Origin of the sequence: Plantactinospora sonchi (genome assembly GCF_036422035.1) — a bacterium.
Lineage (GTDB): Bacteria > Actinomycetota > Actinomycetes > Mycobacteriales > Micromonosporaceae > Plantactinospora > Plantactinospora sonchi.
Genome location: NZ_JAZGQK010000046.1, coordinates 1 through 15,014, shown reverse-complemented (window position 1 = coordinate 15,014; position 15,014 = coordinate 1). Strand labels below are relative to the sequence as shown.

Annotated in this window: 16 protein-coding genes; 5 read left to right on the top strand and 11 right to left on the bottom strand. The window is 72.6% G+C overall.

Annotation, left to right across the window (positions count from 1 at the left end; translation table 11 throughout):
• Positions 1 to 167 precede the first annotated feature (167 nt).
• The 5 genes from V1633_RS36060 to V1633_RS36040 all read right to left on the bottom strand — a co-directional run bounded on the left by V1633_RS36060 (position 168) and on the right by V1633_RS36040 (position 5,120).
• Positions 168 to 851: a response regulator transcription factor gene (locus V1633_RS36060; protein ID WP_331218673.1), complete on the bottom strand. Its 684-nt coding sequence runs from the start codon at positions 849 to 851 to the stop codon at positions 168 to 170.
• Positions 824 to 2,071, bottom strand: a complete 1,248-nt coding sequence (locus tag V1633_RS36055; RefSeq protein WP_331218672.1) for a hypothetical protein — start codon at positions 2,069 to 2,071, stop codon at positions 824 to 826. The genes V1633_RS36060 and V1633_RS36055 overlap by 28 nt, the downstream gene beginning before the upstream one ends.
• Positions 2,061 to 3,227 (bottom strand): sensor histidine kinase, encoded by a 1,167-nt coding sequence (locus V1633_RS36050; protein WP_331218705.1) that lies wholly within the window; start codon positions 3,225 to 3,227, stop codon positions 2,061 to 2,063. Before V1633_RS36050 ends, V1633_RS36055 begins: the two co-directional genes overlap by 11 nt.
• Before the next feature lie 263 nt (positions 3,228 to 3,490).
• Positions 3,491 to 4,537 (bottom strand): L-dopachrome tautomerase-related protein, encoded by a 1,047-nt coding sequence (locus V1633_RS36045; RefSeq protein ID WP_331218671.1) that lies wholly within the window; start codon positions 4,535 to 4,537, stop codon positions 3,491 to 3,493.
• A 40-nt stretch (positions 4,538 to 4,577) separates the two neighbouring features.
• Positions 4,578 to 5,120 carry a winged helix-turn-helix transcriptional regulator gene (locus V1633_RS36040; protein WP_331218670.1) on the bottom strand — a complete coding sequence of 181 codons (543 nt, stop codon included), beginning with the start codon at positions 5,118 to 5,120 and terminating at the stop codon, positions 4,578 to 4,580.
• Positions 5,121 to 5,210: 90 nt separating this feature from the next.
• Between V1633_RS36040 and V1633_RS36035 the strand changes: the two genes are divergently transcribed.
• Positions 5,211 to 6,620: an MFS transporter gene (locus V1633_RS36035; RefSeq protein ID WP_331218669.1), complete on the top strand. Its 1,410-nt coding sequence runs from the start codon at positions 5,211 to 5,213 to the stop codon at positions 6,618 to 6,620.
• 108 nt (positions 6,621 to 6,728) lie between these two features.
• Here the strand turns inward: V1633_RS36035 and V1633_RS36030 are convergent, their stop codons facing one another.
• The gene (locus V1633_RS36030) at positions 6,729 to 7,889 is read right to left on the bottom strand and encodes a hypothetical protein (protein ID WP_331218668.1); all 1,161 of its coding nucleotides are present in this window, start codon (positions 7,887 to 7,889) and stop codon (positions 6,729 to 6,731) included.
• A gap of 134 nt (positions 7,890 to 8,023) precedes the next feature.
• Between V1633_RS36030 and V1633_RS36025 the strand changes: the two genes are divergently transcribed.
• Both V1633_RS36025 and V1633_RS36020 read left to right on the top strand, forming a co-directional pair.
• Entirely contained in the window at positions 8,024 to 8,527 is a 504-nt protein-coding gene (locus V1633_RS36025; RefSeq protein ID WP_331218667.1) for an NUDIX domain-containing protein, read from the top strand.
• A 224-nt stretch (positions 8,528 to 8,751) separates the two neighbouring features.
• On the top strand, positions 8,752 to 9,366 hold the full coding sequence (locus V1633_RS36020) for a DedA family protein (protein WP_331218666.1): 615 nt from the start codon (positions 8,752 to 8,754) through the stop codon (positions 9,364 to 9,366).
• Between the two features lie 36 nt (positions 9,367 to 9,402).
• On the opposite strand, the gene V1633_RS36015 is transcribed toward V1633_RS36020, so the two are convergent.
• The 4 genes from V1633_RS36015 to V1633_RS36000 form a co-directional block, all read right to left on the bottom strand.
• A complete protein-coding gene (locus V1633_RS36015; protein ID WP_331218665.1) occupies positions 9,403 to 9,630 on the bottom strand; it encodes a hypothetical protein in 228 nt (75 codons plus the stop codon).
• A gap of 115 nt (positions 9,631 to 9,745) precedes the next feature.
• Entirely contained in the window at positions 9,746 to 10,207 is a 462-nt protein-coding gene (locus V1633_RS36010) for a hypothetical protein (protein ID WP_331218664.1), read from the bottom strand.
• A gap of 38 nt (positions 10,208 to 10,245) precedes the next feature.
• Positions 10,246 to 11,013 (bottom strand): class I SAM-dependent methyltransferase, encoded by a 768-nt coding sequence (locus V1633_RS36005; RefSeq protein WP_331218663.1) that lies wholly within the window; start codon positions 11,011 to 11,013, stop codon positions 10,246 to 10,248.
• Positions 11,010 to 11,642, bottom strand: coding sequence for a LysE family translocator (locus V1633_RS36000; protein WP_331218662.1), 633 nt, complete (start codon positions 11,640 to 11,642; stop codon positions 11,010 to 11,012). Before V1633_RS36000 ends, V1633_RS36005 begins: the two co-directional genes overlap by 4 nt.
• Before the next feature lie 218 nt (positions 11,643 to 11,860).
• Between V1633_RS36000 and V1633_RS35995 the strand changes: the two genes are divergently transcribed.
• Both V1633_RS35995 and V1633_RS35990 read left to right on the top strand, forming a co-directional pair.
• Positions 11,861 to 12,382, top strand: coding sequence for a sigma factor-like helix-turn-helix DNA-binding protein (locus V1633_RS35995; protein ID WP_331218661.1), 522 nt, complete (start codon positions 11,861 to 11,863; stop codon positions 12,380 to 12,382).
• Positions 12,379 to 13,563, top strand: coding sequence for a hypothetical protein (locus V1633_RS35990; RefSeq protein ID WP_331218660.1), 1,185 nt, complete (start codon positions 12,379 to 12,381; stop codon positions 13,561 to 13,563). Before V1633_RS35995 ends, V1633_RS35990 begins: the two co-directional genes overlap by 4 nt.
• Before the next feature lie 257 nt (positions 13,564 to 13,820).
• Here V1633_RS35990 and V1633_RS35985 read toward each other — a convergent pair.
• On the bottom strand, positions 13,821 to 15,014 hold a 1,194-nt coding region (locus V1633_RS35985; protein WP_331218659.1), incomplete at its 5' end, for an endo-1,4-beta-xylanase.

Here is a 15,014-nt window from a genome sequence, read left to right as displayed (position 1 = left end):
GCCTCCGGGTTCCGGTACGTCTTGGTCACTAGGTAATCGGAATTGCCAGGAGCTGTCACGACGGCTGTTGGGGGGTCGGACGCTCGGCCGACCCACCGGACACCCGTCGGGTGATGGTATGGGGATCTACCGGTCAACGGGTCGGGACCGATGCCCGGCCCCGCGGGTCAACTGCCGATCTCGTCGGGACGGACGAGGCCGTCCTCGATCGCCCGGGCGAGCAGGGCCGCCTTGGTCGCGGCCGGCCGGCCCGCCCGGGCGTACTTGATCCGGGCCCGGTCGACGTACTGCTTGACGGTGTGTTCGCTGATGTTCATCCGGCGGGCGACCGAGGCCTTCGACATCGACTGGAACCAGAGCAGCAGCGCCTCCCGCTCCTTGTCGGAGAGGACCGGTCGCCCGTTGCTGCGGTCGCCGACGATCGCCCCGGCCAGGGCCGGCGGCACGTACGGGCGGTCGCTCGCCGCCGCGAGCACGGTCTGTACACAGTGCTCCCGGCCCTCGTGCTTGGCCAGGAAGGCGACCGCGCCAGCGTCCAGGACGGCCAGGATGGTCTCCGAGTCGGTGTGTTCGGAGTAGACGACCACACGGCGACCGGCGCCACTGAGCTCGGCGACCCGGTCGAGCACCGTCCGTCCGTGCAGCCGCAGGTCGAGCAGGATCACGTCGGCCGTCGGCTCATCGGCGGCGAGCACCACGTCCGGGTCGTCGCCGGTGGCGACCACCACCAGCCGGGGCTCGGTGGCCAGCCAGGACCGGATCCCCTCGATGACCACCGGATGGTCGTCGACGATCGCGATGGCGACCCTGGACCGCTCCGGGGTCACGCCCGCCACCGGGTCTGCACCCATACCATGTCCTCGTCCTTCTCACAGAGGTACTCGACCTCTTCCCCGTTGTCCGGGCCGCCGGACCGGCCGTCCCCGGAAATGCCGATGTTGCCACCGTCGGTGCTGGCCGGGCCGGACGCCACGGTCGACGTACCGGGGGTGGTGAGGCTGACCACCACCTCGTCGGGCTGGGCCACCACGGTCAGCCGGGCCCACCGGGTGGCGGCGGCCAGGGTCGCGGTCAGCGGCTCGGCCAGTCGTCGACGGATCTCCACCGGCAGCGGAGGCAGGCTTCCGACGGCGACGAAGTCGACCTGGAGGCCGTTGCGTTCCACCACGTCGACACAGGCCCGCAGCTCGTGCAGCAACGGGTCCGGTACGTCGTCCGACTCGGCGATCAGTCGACGCAGCCGGGAGGCCTCCAGGGCACAGCGGCGCTGGACGGCGGGGTCGGAGGGATCCGCCCGCCCCTCGGCCAGTTCGGTGAGGATCGCTCCGGCGGTCCGGTTCAGTTCGGTGAGCCGGTCGCGCCGGGCCCGGTGCACCCGGCCGGCGACGGCCCGCTCGGTCTCGATCGCGGCGCGGGCGGCCGCGGCCCGGGCCGTCCGTCCGGTCAGTTCGGTGAGCAGGTTGATCGCGATCATCATGGCGATCGGCAGCACGATGGTGCCGTAGACCGTCATCGCGTAACGGCTCAGCTCGGCCGGACCACGGTCGGTGTCGACGAGTACGCCGACCAGGGCGACGAGCGCGCCGACCGCGAGCACCGCGACCAGTTCCGGGATCCGTCGGCCCCAGAGCAGCAGGAGCGCGAACCAGGCGAGGGTGGCCCAGCCGAAGTTGGCCGAGTCGAAGATCGCCTCTGGTGGGGTGCAGGCGAGGACCGCCACGTCGACGACGAGCAGCACCCCGATCAGCGGCCAGACCGGTGCCCGGGTGCCGCGGAGCAGGTGTGTGGCGGCGACCGCGCCGACGACGACGTAGACCAGCCAGCCGACGCCGACCACCCAGGGCGACCGGTAGCGGTCCCAGTGGGCGAGCACGGCCGGCAGGTTGATGGCGAGGTGCCAGCCGAACGCGATGAGCACCGCCGCGAGCCGGGGGCCCCGTTCGACGGTGGTGGTGACCGTACCGGTGGGGCCACCGGCCAGCTCGGACATGGTCGTGCTGCCGGTGGGACCGCCGACCGGACCGGTCGTGGTCGTGCTGCCGGTGGGACCACCGGCCGGGTCAGTCGACATCGGACCACCTGAGGCGTACCCGGGTGCCCCGGCCGGGCGCGGAGTCGACCTCGGCCCGGCCACCCACCGTCGCCATCCGGCCGTGCACGGATTCACGCAGCCCGTACCGGTGGTGTGGGACCGTGCCGGGGTCGAAGCCGGGGCCGTCGTCGCTGACCTCGACCACGACGGTGTCGCCGTCGTGGCTCAGCCGCACCATCACGGTGGCGTCCGGCGCGTGCCGGAGCACATTGGACAGCGCCTCGCCGGCACTCTCGGTGATCGCCTCGGCCACCTTGACCGGTACCTCGCAGGGCTCCAGTGCCACCGTCACCCGCAGTTGCGGCGACCGGCGGAGCAGACGGCGGAGCCGTTCGTCGAGCGGCGCCTCGCCGCCGGCGACGTCGGGGTCCCGGTCGCCCGTCGGCGCACCGGTCGGCTCGCGCTCGCCGGCCAGCGCGGCGAGGGTACGCAGGTCCCCGGCGGCCCGTTCGCGCAGCAGCGCCGACTGCCCGGCGACGGCACCGAGGCCGACCACGGTCAACGTGGAGAGAACGGTGTCGTGCAGGTCCCGGTTCTGCTGGCGTTCGGCGGTCCGGGCCGCCCGGGCGGTGAGCGCGGTCCGGGCCGCGTCCTGGTATCCGGCGAAGGCGTCGTCGGCGAGCCGGCTGCTCCGCCGGGCCACCCCGGCGAGTACGGCACTGCAGAGGGTCTGTACGACGAGGGTGACGACGTTGTCGACCGCCTCGGCGTTGTTGCCGGCGAGGTGCGCCCCCGTCCCGTACGCGGCGGCGACGAGCAGGCCGGCCGGGACCGACCAGCGGGCGGGCAGGACGAACTGGGCGATGATCACCGTTGTGCTGGACTGGATCGCCACCCAGCTCACCCCGCCGGGCAGCACCTCCGCCGCCACCAGGTGCCGGATCAGCAGGCAGGCGCCGACGGTGAGGAGAACGTCGACGGCCATCACCGGGGCGGGCGTGGTCCGTCGGAGGATCCAGCCGGCGAAGAACACCGACCAGGCGGTCAGCACGACGACCGCGACACCCAGCAGGGCGGTGTCGACCGGCGGGGTACGTACCGCGAACGCCACCGCGGCGCAGGCGAGCCCGCAGGTGAGCCGGAGCAGCGCGGGAAAGATCGTGTAGACCCAGCCCAGGGCACTGGCGGCCGGCATCTCCACCGGGGACGGGGCAGACACGTCGTCGTTCCTCCCCGCTCGCGTACCGGCGATCGGCGTTCCCGCTCGTTCACCTACCGGCGTCCGGTGTCCCCGGTGTCGGTGTCCCCGGTGCCGGAGGTTCCCGGCGTTGGCTGTCACCGGCGTTGGGTGTCGAACCGGACCGTATCGCTACATATCGAAGCAGGAGAATAGCAGGCAGTGCCCGACCTGCGGTGCCCCGAACGGGTTCAGCGTGGCAGGACGGGGCCACCCCGGCGTCAGGCGTGGTCGTTGGCCGGCGGTACGGCGTTGACCGGCAGTCGGTAGATCCAGACCGGGTAGTCGACGGCGGACCGGCCGCCGGCCAGCCCCGGGGTGCGGTTGAGTTGCGCGGCGGGAATCCACAACTGGCCGGTACCGTCGAGCCACATCGCGTCGGCCCAGACCAGGCGCGGGTCGCTGAGCAGCGTCTCGACCCGGCCGTCGAGCCCGACGGTCAGGATCCGCCGGTTGTCCACGTCGCTCAGGTAGATCACCCCGGACGCGTCGATGGCGGTGCCGCCGGTGGTCGGGGTGTCCGCCCACGCCTCGACCCGCTCGGCGACCACCTCCGGTGGCAGGGTCGGGTCGTCGAGGCAGCGCGTCTCGATCCGGTACAGCGGCCCGGACGCCGGCTGAAAGTAGAGGTACGCACCGTCCGGGGACACCTCCAGCTGGTCGGCGTGGATGCGCAGCTCGTTGCCGTCGGGGTCGCGGAGGACCTCTCCGTCGGCTCGCATGGGTCGGCGGGCGAGGGTGCTGGGGTGCTCCTCGAGCAGCCGGCGGGACTCCCCGGTCGCCAGGTCGAGCACGATCAGGCCCGGCGCACCGGCGTCGGTCAGATAGGCCACCGGCCCGTTGAACCGTACGTCGTCGAGGTAGCTGCGCTCGTGTACCGCGGCGTCGAGGGAGTACTCCCGCAGCACCGTCGCGGTGTCGGTCGCCACCACGATCAGTCGTGGACCTCCGGGGACGACCGGCAGCCCGAGTCCGGGGGTTCCCGAGTCGACGATCCACAGGTTGCCGTCGGGGCCGATCCGCAACCCGTTCACGTGCACGAACGCGCCACGTGGATCCGGACTGTCCCGGACCTCGTTCCACGTCTCGTCCGGATAGGGGACGATCCGGCCGTTGGAGACCACCTCACCGACCTGGATCCCGGGACCGTCGGCCGACGGGAAGCTGACGAAGACCCGGCCGTCGCCGGTGGTGGTCACGCCCGTCCAGACCCGGTCCGCGGCGGTCACCGGGCGCAGCCGGGGATCCTCTCGGGTGTCGGTGCCCATGGCGTCGAGCCTATCGCCGCCTTCGTCCGGTAATGGCGATTCATTCGGCTTTTTCGGGCTCTCCGATCAGCGGGGTGAGCAGTCGGTGCGGTCGGCGCAGTGCCACGCTGACCGGATCATCGCGGCGGACCGCCACCTCGCCGGGGCCGGGGCGGATCTCCACCTCCTCGGGGGCGACGAGTCGGCCGCAGCCACCGCAGGCGCCCGTCGGGTCGAGTGCCGTGTCGCAGTCGGCGTGCACGAAGAGTCGGATTGGCCCGTTTGACGAGAGGTGTCGCTCGCCCCACTGGCCGAGTTGGTAGAAGGCGCTCCACAGCTCCCGACCGCGGTCGGTCAGTACGTACTCGTCCCGAGGTGGGGCGTCGGAGTAGCGGCGCCGGTCCAGCACCCCGGCCTCGGTCAGGCTCCGCAGCCGATCCGCCAGGACGGCCCGGGGGATGTCCAGGTGGGCGAGGAAGTCGGCGTACCGGCGTACGCCGTAGAAGGCGTCGCGGACCAGGAGCAGCGTCCAGCGTTCGCCGAGCAGTTCGAGGGCGCGGGCGAACGAGCAGTTCTGCCGGTCGTAGTTCTTTCCCAGGGCCACGGGTCGATGGTATCCGCCTCTCGGTTCAGTCAACGAACTAACCTGCTAATGTCTCGGTTCGTTCATTGAACTCACACTGGAGGTGTGGAGATGGCGCTGCGCCGAACTGACGTACCCCGGTCCGCCCACCGGGCCGGGCCGCAGACCGACGCGGCCACCCTGCTCGTGGTCTGCGTCGCCACCCTGCTGGCGCTGATGAACTACACCGCGCCGATGACGGTGCTGCCGCAGACCGCCACCGGGCTCACCGCCGGTGCGGGCGCGCAGGTCTGGATGCTCAACGGCATCGCCCTCGGGCTGGCGGCGACCCTGCTGGTCGCCGGAAGCGTCGCCGACGACTTCGGCCGGCGCCGGGTCTTCCTGGTCGGCACCGCCCTGCTCGGCCTCGGCAGCCTGGGCTGCGCGTTCGCCCAGGAACCGCTGCTCTTCGTCGCCGCCCGGGTGCTCCAGGGCGTGGCCAGCGCCGCGATCATCGCGGCCGGGTTGGGCCTGCTCGGACACGCATTCCGCTCCGGACCGGACCGGGCCAGAGCCACCACCCGGTGGGGGGCCACCCTCGGCGCCGGAATCGCACTCGGGCCGGTCCTCTCCGGCGCCCTCACCGACCTCGCCGACTGGCGGGCGTACCACGTGTTCGCCGCGGTCGCCGCTGCGGTCCTCGTACCGTTCGGGGCGCGGGCACTGGCCGAGTCGAGGTCGACCCGACCCCGACCGGTCGACTGGGCGGGTACCGGGACCCTGGCGACCGGAGTCACCCTGCTGCTGGTCGCGGTGACCAACGCGCGCAGCGGCTGGCCACGTACGCCGGTCCTGTTGCCACTGCTGCTGAGTGTCCTCGCCCTCGGCGCGTTTGTCCTGGTCGAGCGGCGGACCCGACAGCCGATGCTGGAGCTGCGCCTGTTCCGGTCCCCGGTGTTCCGGCTATCCACCCTCGGCGGTTTTCTCACCGGGCTCGCCGTGATCGGGCCGATGGGTTTCCTGCCCACCCTGTTGCAACGCACCATGGGGTTGGGGCCGCTGCTCACCGCCGTGGTCTTCGCCGTCTGGTCCGGTACGGCGTTCGTGGTCGCCCTGCAGATGCGGCGCTTCGGCGCCGGACGATCCTCGCGGGGGCTGCTCGTCGTCGGGCTGCTGCTCGCGGCGGTCGGTGACGCCGCACTGCTCGGCCTGGTCGGGTCCGGCACCTGGATACGGGCCCTGCCCGGCCTCGTCGTGGCCGGGATCGGCAGCGGCGTGCTCAACGCGACACTCGCCCGGCTGGCGGTGGAGAGCGTGCCGCCAGATCATGTGGCGATGGGCTCCGGCGCCAGCAACACCGCCCGGTACGTGGGTACCGCGCTCGGGCTGGCCCTGGTCGTCTCGGTTGCCTCCGGTGGTGTTCGGTTCGGCAACCCGGCCGACGTGGCGGTCGGCGCTGGCGCGTTGCTCGCGGTGCTCGGCGCCGTCCTGGCCGCCGGTCAGCGGGGCAGGGTCGCCGTGCCGGCGGCTGAGCCGGTCTGACCCGGTCGCCACCGCCGGCCGTCCCCGGCGGTGGCGGCCATTCCCGGAGTGCGACCGCTGGCCGTCCCCCGGGTGGTCGTGTCCGACGGTTATCCAGGCGCCGGACGGTCAGCGGCCGAGCAGGTCGGTGAGCGCGGCATCCCCCTGGGCCAGCGTCGACCTGCCGGAACCGGTGGTCACCAGGACGCGTCGGCAGCCGTCGAGTTCCACGGTGACGTCACCCTTGCCGGCGTCGTCCGGGGCCTGCAGCAGCGCGAACCGGCCCGCCGGCAGGGCGCAGTCCCGGGCCGGTCCCCGGTTCACCAGCGCGGCCCGCAGCCGGGCCCACCGGTCAGCAGGCAGGAGCAGGCCGTACTCGAAGTCGCCGGCCGGCTTCTCGTTGCCCTGCTGGTCCGCCGGCACGCGGTAGACGCAGAGCCGGACCTGGCGGGCCGAGCCCAGCGGGAGGTCGTCGACCGGTCCGGGAGTCATCGCCGGGGCCAACCTGGTCTGCATCGCGACCGTGTCGGCCCGACCCTGGCCACAGCCGGAGGCGGCCGCGCCGGCCGACTCGATCTCCCGGATCGGCCGCGCCGAGACCTCGGTCAGGGTGAGCTGGTCGAGTGCCCGCATCACCTCACCTCGCGGCTGACCGCAGGCGTTGCGGGGTACGCCCGGACGGGTCCACCGCCCCTCGGCGTCGAGTACGGCGAACCACGGTACGAGGACCAGGTTGAGCGGACACGGGTCACCGGTACGCGGCTCGTCGGGCAGTCGGAGTGCCGTGACGAGCTCGTCGACGTTCTCCGCTCGCTTCTCGAAGTGGACCAGGTCCTCGCCGCGGTCGGGACGGGTTCTCGGGCCCTGGAGGCAGAGCACCGCCGTCGTGGCGACGAAGTTTTCGGGCAGCCGGGGCAGCGTCAGCGCGTCCCGGGCGGGCGGAGGCAGCAGCGTCCCGTCCCGGGTGCCCGCCTCCGGCCCGGTGCCGTTCCCCGGCCCGGTGTCGGGACTGGTCCCAGCGCCCGGCCCGGTGCCGGAGTTGGTGCCGTCCCCCGGCCCGGCCTTCGGGGGCTTGACCGGTGGGAACGCCTCCACGGCACAGGAGGTCCAGCTCGTCCGCACCTCGGCGGGCTCCGTCGGCACCGGCCACTGCTCCCTCGGCGGTCCGTGGTCGCCCCCGCCCGAGCCGGCGCAGCCGGTCAGCGTGGCCGTACAGACCCCGGCCAGCAGTAGTCCGACGATCGACCGTGACTTCGATCCGAGCCGGCCACGTACGCCTGTCGTGCCCATCCGATCCCGTCCGTCCCCAGGTTCCGGTGTCTTCTCCGGCAGCCGCGTCGTTGCCGATGCCGTCGTCACACCACGTCGTCCTCTGTGACGCGGTAACCCGGCACCCGGTTCCGTGCCGTTCTACCGTGACCGGCATGGCCATCTCGCCGTACGTCGCCCGGCTCCGCGCCCTCGTCGGGACCGAACTGCTGCTCCTGCCGTCGGCCGCCGTCCTGCCTGTCGACGCCACGGGCCGGATCCTGCTGGTGCACCATCGGGGCCACCAGGACGGGTGGGGGCTGGTCGGCGGTGCCGTCGAGATCGGAGAGTCCCCGGCCGAGACCGCCGTCCGGGAGGCGCGGGAGGAGATCGGGGTCGAGGTCCGGACAACTCGGCTCCTCGACGTACTGGGCGGGCCGGACTACGAGGTGACCTACCCGCACGGCGACCGCGTCGCGTACGTGACCGCCGTCTACCAGGTCGAGATCGTCGGCGGCGTCGCCACACCGGACGGCGACGAACTCGACGAGGTCGCCTGGTTCGGTGCGGCGGAGCTTCCCGGGCTGGTGATCAGCCGGTTCGCCCGGTCCGTGCTGCGGGCCACCGGCCACCTCCCGAACCCCGGGCGGGACGGGACCGCAACGGGGCGGAGCTGCTGACGCGACCAGGCGGGACGGGACAGCAACGGGACGGGACCGCAACGGGACAGGGCCGCTGACGCGACCGGGCACGGGCCGGCGGCAGGGTCCGGCATTTCCGGCGTTTCGTACCATCTTCTCGGGCACGATGACCAGGTGAAGCTCGCTTCGGCTGGTACGGACCGGTCGGCAGTCGCTCGCCGGGTTGGCCCTGGTGGCGGCGGTCGTACCTGATCGGCGGCCCGGTGGACGCCGTCGTCGACACCCTCGCCGCGCTCTCCGGCTGGGCCGCGCTCCTGGTGGTCGGTGCACTCGCCTTCGGGGAGTCCGCCGCCTTCATCGGCCTGTTCCTGCCGGGCGAGACGGCCCTGCTGCTCGGCGGGGCGCTCGCCGCCACCGGACGGGTCAGCCTGACCGCGATGGTGATCGTGTCGACCGTCGCCGCCATCGCCGGGGACAGCGTCGGCTACGAGATCGGCCGCTGGACCGGCGCACCGTTGCGGCGCAGCCGGGCCGGCCGCTGGGTGGGGGAGGAACGCTGGAACCGCGCCGAGCGGTTCATCGCCCGGCACGGGCCGGTGGCGGTGCTGCTGGGCCGCTGGGTCGGCGTACTGCGCACCCTGGTGCCCGCGCTGGCCGGGATGAACCGGATGCCGTACCGCAGGTTTCTGCTCTTCAACGCGCTCGGCGGGGCGGCCTGGGCGACGACCGTGGTGCTGGTCGGTTACCTGGCCGGTGCCTCCTGGAAGCGGGTGGAGAACCACCTCGGCGAGGCCGGTGCCGGCCTCGCCGCGCTGGTGGTCGTGGTCCTGGCGATCTGGTGGTGGTTGCGCCGCCGCCGACGGCACCGGAACCGGTGACCGCCGTTGGTCACGAACCGACCGGTACGTCCCGGGTCAGCGGGCGCCGACCGGAACGTTGCTGATCGTCGCCAACAGTTCCTGCGCCCGCCGGGCCCGGTCGATGTCCTCGCGCTGGATACGATCGATGAACTGCCGGATGTCGTCGTGGCCCTCGGCGTCACTCTTGTACTGCTCGTAGACCTGTCCGCCCTTCAGCGCGTGGTACTGGATGGAAACCAGGTCGTAGACGATGTTGTCGGCGTGACCGTGGATCCTGCCCATGGTGATCTCCCTCCCTCGGCTGTCACCGCTCGCCTTCCCCTTTCCCGCCCGGTTGAACCCGCCAGGCGAGCGCTCGACCGCAGGCGGGTTCGCCGGTCAGTCGGCCGGTCGCCGGTCAGTCGGCGAGCGGCCAGGGTGAGGCGGCCACCACGACGCCGTACAGGAGGTGGTCGGCGAGCAGGCCGAGTTGTTCCTTCGACCCGTGCCGCCGTTCGCCGATGCCGAGCAGCGGCGCGATGCCGACCTCGAAGGCCAGCCAGAAGCCGAAGCCGTACGCCGGTCCGACCCAGCGTTGTCGACGGATGCCCCGGGGCAGCAGCCCGAAGAGCATGCCGCCCGCCGCTCCGTAGGTCCAGTGGACCATCTCGACCAGGGCCTGCCGGCGAGCCACCGGCACCCGACGGAACAGGCCGGGAGCCGTGTGCAGGAACATCGACTCCGGCGGTGTGCGCTGGACGATCCCGAGCGCGGTGGTGGCCTGCCGCAGCCCGGACATGGCCATCGCGGCGACCGCGCCCCGGGCACCACCCCGAACTGTCGCTGCGGTGATCGCACGCCGCCGCCCTGCCTCGGCCACCTCGGCTCCCCTCCCCGGTGAGGTCCTGCCGAGTGCGGCTACCCTCGGCCGCCCCGGCGAAACGCCGTCCGGGCGAGGACCACGAACTCGCCGTCGCCCTGACCCACCGGCTCCCGTCGCCAGCCGCCGTAGACCTGCGCCACCTCGAAGCCGGCCGACCGCAGCGAGTCGCGGAGCTGCCGCTCGGTTCGGAACCGCAGCCGACCCGTACTGACCAGTTCCAGCCCGTCGGCGAACGTGTAGTGGCGGTCGAAGCTGACCACCCCGTCGACCACCGACGTCTCCTCGGTCCAGACGTCGACGGTCCGGCCGTCCGGTAGCACGACCTGACTCCGGGAGTCGGTCGGGTTCCACCGCTCCCACCGCCGGTCCGCCGGATCGCGGGACTCGAAGACCAGACGTCCGCCGGGCACCAGGGCCCGGCGCAGGTCGGCCAGGGTACCGGCCCACTCCCCGTCGTCGACGAAAAACTGCGCGACGTGGCTGGTCAGGACCGCGACGTCAAACGAGCGGTCCGGCAGCGACCCGGCGGTCCCCTCGATCCACCGGACCCGCTCGGCGCCGGGTTTGCCCCGGGCGGCGTCCAGTGACGCCCGGGCGGGATCCACACCGGTGACGTCGTGACCGGACGCTGCCATGGCCAGGGTGAGCCGTCCGGTGCCGCAGCCCAGGTCGAGCACCCGGGCGGCGGGGACCTCGTCGACCACGGAGAGGAAAAAGGCGTCGTCGGGTCCCCAGGTGCACTCGGCGTCGTAGACCGTCACCAGGCGGGGATCGTTGAACTCGGCCTGCCGGCGTCCGGTCACCGCTCGACGGCCAGACGTACGCCGAGCCCGATGAAGAGACCGCCGGTGGCTGTGTCGATCCGGCGACGTACCGCCCGTCGGCTTCGGAGCCAACCGCCGATCCGTCCGGCGAAGACGCCGACCGCGCCGTCGACCAGGAACTCCAGGACGATCATGATGGCGCCGAGGATCGCGAACTGCAGCCAGACCCGGCCCAGGGCCGGGTCGACGAACTGCGGCAGGAAGGCGATCGTGAACGTGACCATCTTGGGATTCAGCAGATTCGTCAACAGTCCGCTGAGGTACGCCCGGCGGCCGGACAGCCCACCGCCGGTGACCGACGGTTCGGTCGTGTCCTGCCCGCGCTGTCGGATCAGCTGCACCCCGAGATAGATCAGGTACGCGGCACCGACGACCCGTACGACGGTGAAGGCGGTCGGCACCGCCGCGAAGAGCGCGGCCAGCCCGGCCGCCGCCACGGCGACGTGCACCGCCTCGCTCGTCGCGACCCCGGCGGTGGCCAGCAGACCGGCCCGGGCGCCGCCGCGTATGCCGCAGCCGAGCACGAACAGCATGTCCGGCCCGGGTGTGACCATGGCGATGGTGGTGGTCAGGGTGAACGCGAGCAGCAGGTGTTGATCGATCGGCACGGCCCGGATCCTCACACACGGCCATGGAGCCGTACCGCCGATTTTCCACCGACCGGGCCGGCCGTCCCTGCGTGCCCGTACCGGCGCGAGGCCCGCTCGTCGGGATTTCCGTGGCCGGCGCGGCGGGTGCGACCGAAAAGTTACCGGCGGCATCCAACACGACCGGCCCCCGTTTACGTCTCAGGGGTGAGAGGGAGCCGAACGGAAGGGTCTGCGACGTGACTTTCGAGGAGTACGTCCATCTCCGGGGTGCCGCACTGGTGCGGTTCGCGCGCCTGCTGACCGGAGACGACCGCCGGGCGGACGAGCTGGTCCGGGACGTGCTGGCCAAGGCACACCGCCGCTGGCGGCGGGTGATGGCGGGCGACCGGCCCGACGTGTACGTCCGGCGGATGCTGGTCGACGCCGGCTGTGCCGGATGGTGGCGCCGGTTCGGCCGGCGGTCCCGCCCGGGCGCCCCCGCTGCTGCGGCCACCGGCCGGCACGTGTCCACCGGGGATGTGGTCGACCCCCGGTCCGAGGCGGCTGGACGGGACCAGACGTGGCGGCGGATGTCCTGGCTGCCGCCCAGGCCCCGGGCGGTGCTGGTGCTGCGCTACTACGAGGAACTGGACGACGCCCTGATCGCCGAGATCGTGGGCTGTTCTCCGGAGAGCGTCCGCGCCATCGCGCTCCGCGCCCTCGCCACGCTGGCCGGCCGTCCGTCGCACGCCGATCCCGTCCCGGGGAGCGGATGGTGACCGACCCGCTTGAGCGGACCCTCGTCCGTAGTCTCGCCGAACGCGTCGGCGGCCCGGTCGACACGGCAGACCTGGCGGCCTCGGCCCTGCGTCGGGGTCGTAGCCAACGACGTCGTCGGCAGGCGCTGGCCGGGTTCGGCGCCGCGGTTGTCGTGGCCGCTGCCGGGATGACGGTCCTGGATCCGCTCTCCGGCGGTCGTGTCGCGGGCGTACCACCGCAGGCCGGTGCGGTACCGGTTCCGGGCGTGCCGTCTTCGCCGCCCGCTGGTTGGCGGGCACCGACGCCACCGGTCGCGGTCGGCGTACCGGGCGCGGCGCAGACGCCCGACCTGGTCGGCGCGGACCCCGGAGTGCTGCACTTCTCGGTCGACGGGCTGACCATCGGCGCGGAGCGGGTGACCTGGGCGGTGGAGTCCGGCAGCGAACGGGTGGGCGTCACCGTCGGCGGGCGGTACACCGAGATCGCCCTGGCCCGCGACGTCGGCCGGCTCGACCTGCTGGTGCAGGGACAGGACGTGGACCCGACGGCCGCCTGGTCCGAGCCGGAGACGTCGGCGGCGACGGTCGGCGGGCTGCCGGCCACCCTGTACGTCCAGCGCAGCGACCAGGCAGAGGCGTTCCACCTGCGCTGGAAGCCGGCCCCCGGAGTGTGGGCCCAGGTGTACGGACACGGCGGGTGGGGTCGGTCGGCCGAGGCGGTCTCCATCGCGGCCCGGGTACGCCTCGACACCGCCGCCCGGTGCGCCGCTCCGGTCCGGTTGCCGGTGTGGACGCATCCGGACACCCCGCTCGGCTGTCGGGTGACCATGGCCGGAACCGACCAGCCCGACGCGGAGGGCCGACTCACCCGCCTGGTGGAGGTGGTCCTCACCGTCGGCCGTCGACATGGGAGGGTGGAGGTCGGGGTACGGCGGCGGTCGGTGGACGGCACCGCGGCCGGGGAGCGGCTCGGGGGACGTCCGGCGTACCGGACGACAACAGCACGGGGTGAGCACCGGCTCGTCGTACCCGACTTCGACGGGCTCCGGATCGAACTCACCGCCTCCGCCGGGTACGCCGTCCCGCAGGTGGCCCGCGTCGCGGCCGGTCTCCGGCTCGACGGCGACCCCGAGGAACCGGCGACCTGGCCGATCTGGCCGTCCACCGGCCGGCGACCGTCGCCGACCGGTCAGGTCGACTGACCACCACCAGATCGACAGCGGTCGCGGCGGTGGCCGTGAACAGCGGTGCAGGCGGTGGCCCTGCCCGGCGGTTGCGTCGGCGGCCGCGAACGGCGGTGCGGCGGCGGCCTTGCATGGCGGTGGCCGCGAACAGCGGTTGCGGTGGTGCCGGCGCCTGACGGTGCGCTGCGGCGGTGCCGGCGCGACCCGGTGGCGGAAAAGCACCGGTGCGGAGGACCACGGTCCTCCGCACCGGTGTTCCAACTGGTGTGCGGTGGTCAGCTGGCCGTGCAGGTGGGTGTCATACCGGTTCCGCTGCCGGTGCCCTGGAAGCCGAACTCGGTCGACTGTCCGGCGGCGATCCGACCGTTGTAGCTCACGTTCGTGAACGTGACCGCGCCGCTGGTGCCACTGCGTTGGCTGTTCCAGGAATTGGTGACGGCGGCACCGGACGGCAGGGTCACGCCCACCGACCAGCCGTTCGTGCCGGACGAGCCGGCGGTCACCCGTACCGTGGCGACGAAGCCGCCGTTCCACGAGTTCAGCGAGACCGAGGCGGAGCAGCCACCCGGGCCCTGCGTCGGCGGGTTGGTCGGCGGGTTGGTGGGCGGGTTGGTCGGGGGGTTGGTCGGCGGGTTCGTCGGCGTGGTGCCGTTGTTCAACGCCTGGAGCGTGGCGTCGTACGCCGGCTTCTTGTTGCCGCTGCCGTCGAAGAGCAGCGGGGTGCCGCTGGCCCGCCAGGAGTCGGTGTCCCGGATGCCCCAGACGGTGATGCCGGTGCAGCGGGCGACGGCGAGGCAGTCGTTCACTACGTTGCGGTAGGTGTTGGCCTGGGTGGTGCCGGATCCCTCGATGTCCAGTTCGGTGATCTGTACGTCGACGCCGAGGGCGGCGAAGCTGGACAGTGTGGTGCGGTAGTTGCTGGGGTACGGCGAGCCGCTGTTGAAGTGCGACTGGAAGCCGACGCAGTCGATCGGCACGCCGCGCTGCTTGAAGTCCTGGACCATGCGGTAGACGGCCTGGGTCTTGTCCCAGGTCCAGTTGTCGGTGTTGTAGTCGTTGTAGCAGAGTTTGGCGTTGGGGTCGGCGGCGTCGGCGGCGCGGAACGCGGCCTCGATCCAGTCGTTCCCGGTGCGTTGCAGATTGGAGTCACGGCGGCCGCCGCCGTTGCCGTCGGCGAACGCCTCGTTCACCACGTCCCAGGAGTCGATTTTGCCCCGGTAGTAGGTGGCGACCCGGGTGACGTGGTTGAGCATCGCGGAGCGCAGCGCGGTGCCGCTCATGCTCTGCATCCAGCCGGGCTGCTGGGAGTGCCAGGCGAGGGTGTGGCCGCGGACCTTCCAGCCGCGGCTGGTCGCGTGGTTGACGATCCGGTCCGCGTTGGTGAACGTGAACTGGTTCTGCTGCGGCTCGGTCGCGTCGATCTTCATTTCGTTCTCGGCCGTGACCTGGTTGAACTCGCGGTTCAGGAT

What these genes read in the sequence shown, in the direction of transcription:
- V1633_RS36060 (WP_331218673.1), bottom strand. Translation starts at nt 851, where the DNA reads ATGGGTGCAGACCCGGTGGCGGGCGTGACCCCGGAGCGGTCCAGGGTC.
- V1633_RS36015 (WP_331218665.1), bottom strand. Translation starts at nt 9,630, where the DNA reads ATGGGCAGGATCCACGGTCACGCCGACAACATCGTCTACGACCTGGTT.
- V1633_RS36055 (WP_331218672.1), bottom strand. Translation starts at nt 2,071, where the DNA reads ATGTCGACTGACCCGGCCGGTGGTCCCACCGGCAGCACGACCACGACC.
- V1633_RS36025 (WP_331218667.1), top strand. Translation starts at nt 8,024, where the DNA reads ATGGCCATCTCGCCGTACGTCGCCCGGCTCCGCGCCCTCGTCGGGACC.
- V1633_RS36035 (WP_331218669.1), top strand. Translation starts at nt 5,211, where the DNA reads ATGGCGCTGCGCCGAACTGACGTACCCCGGTCCGCCCACCGGGCCGGG.
- V1633_RS36030 (WP_331218668.1), bottom strand. Translation starts at nt 7,889, where the DNA reads ATGGGCACGACAGGCGTACGTGGCCGGCTCGGATCGAAGTCACGGTCG.
- V1633_RS36045 (WP_331218671.1), bottom strand. Translation starts at nt 4,537, where the DNA reads ATGGGCACCGACACCCGAGAGGATCCCCGGCTGCGCCCGGTGACCGCC.
- V1633_RS36050 (WP_331218705.1), bottom strand. Translation starts at nt 3,227, where the DNA reads ATGCCGGCCGCCAGTGCCCTGGGCTGGGTCTACACGATCTTTCCCGCG.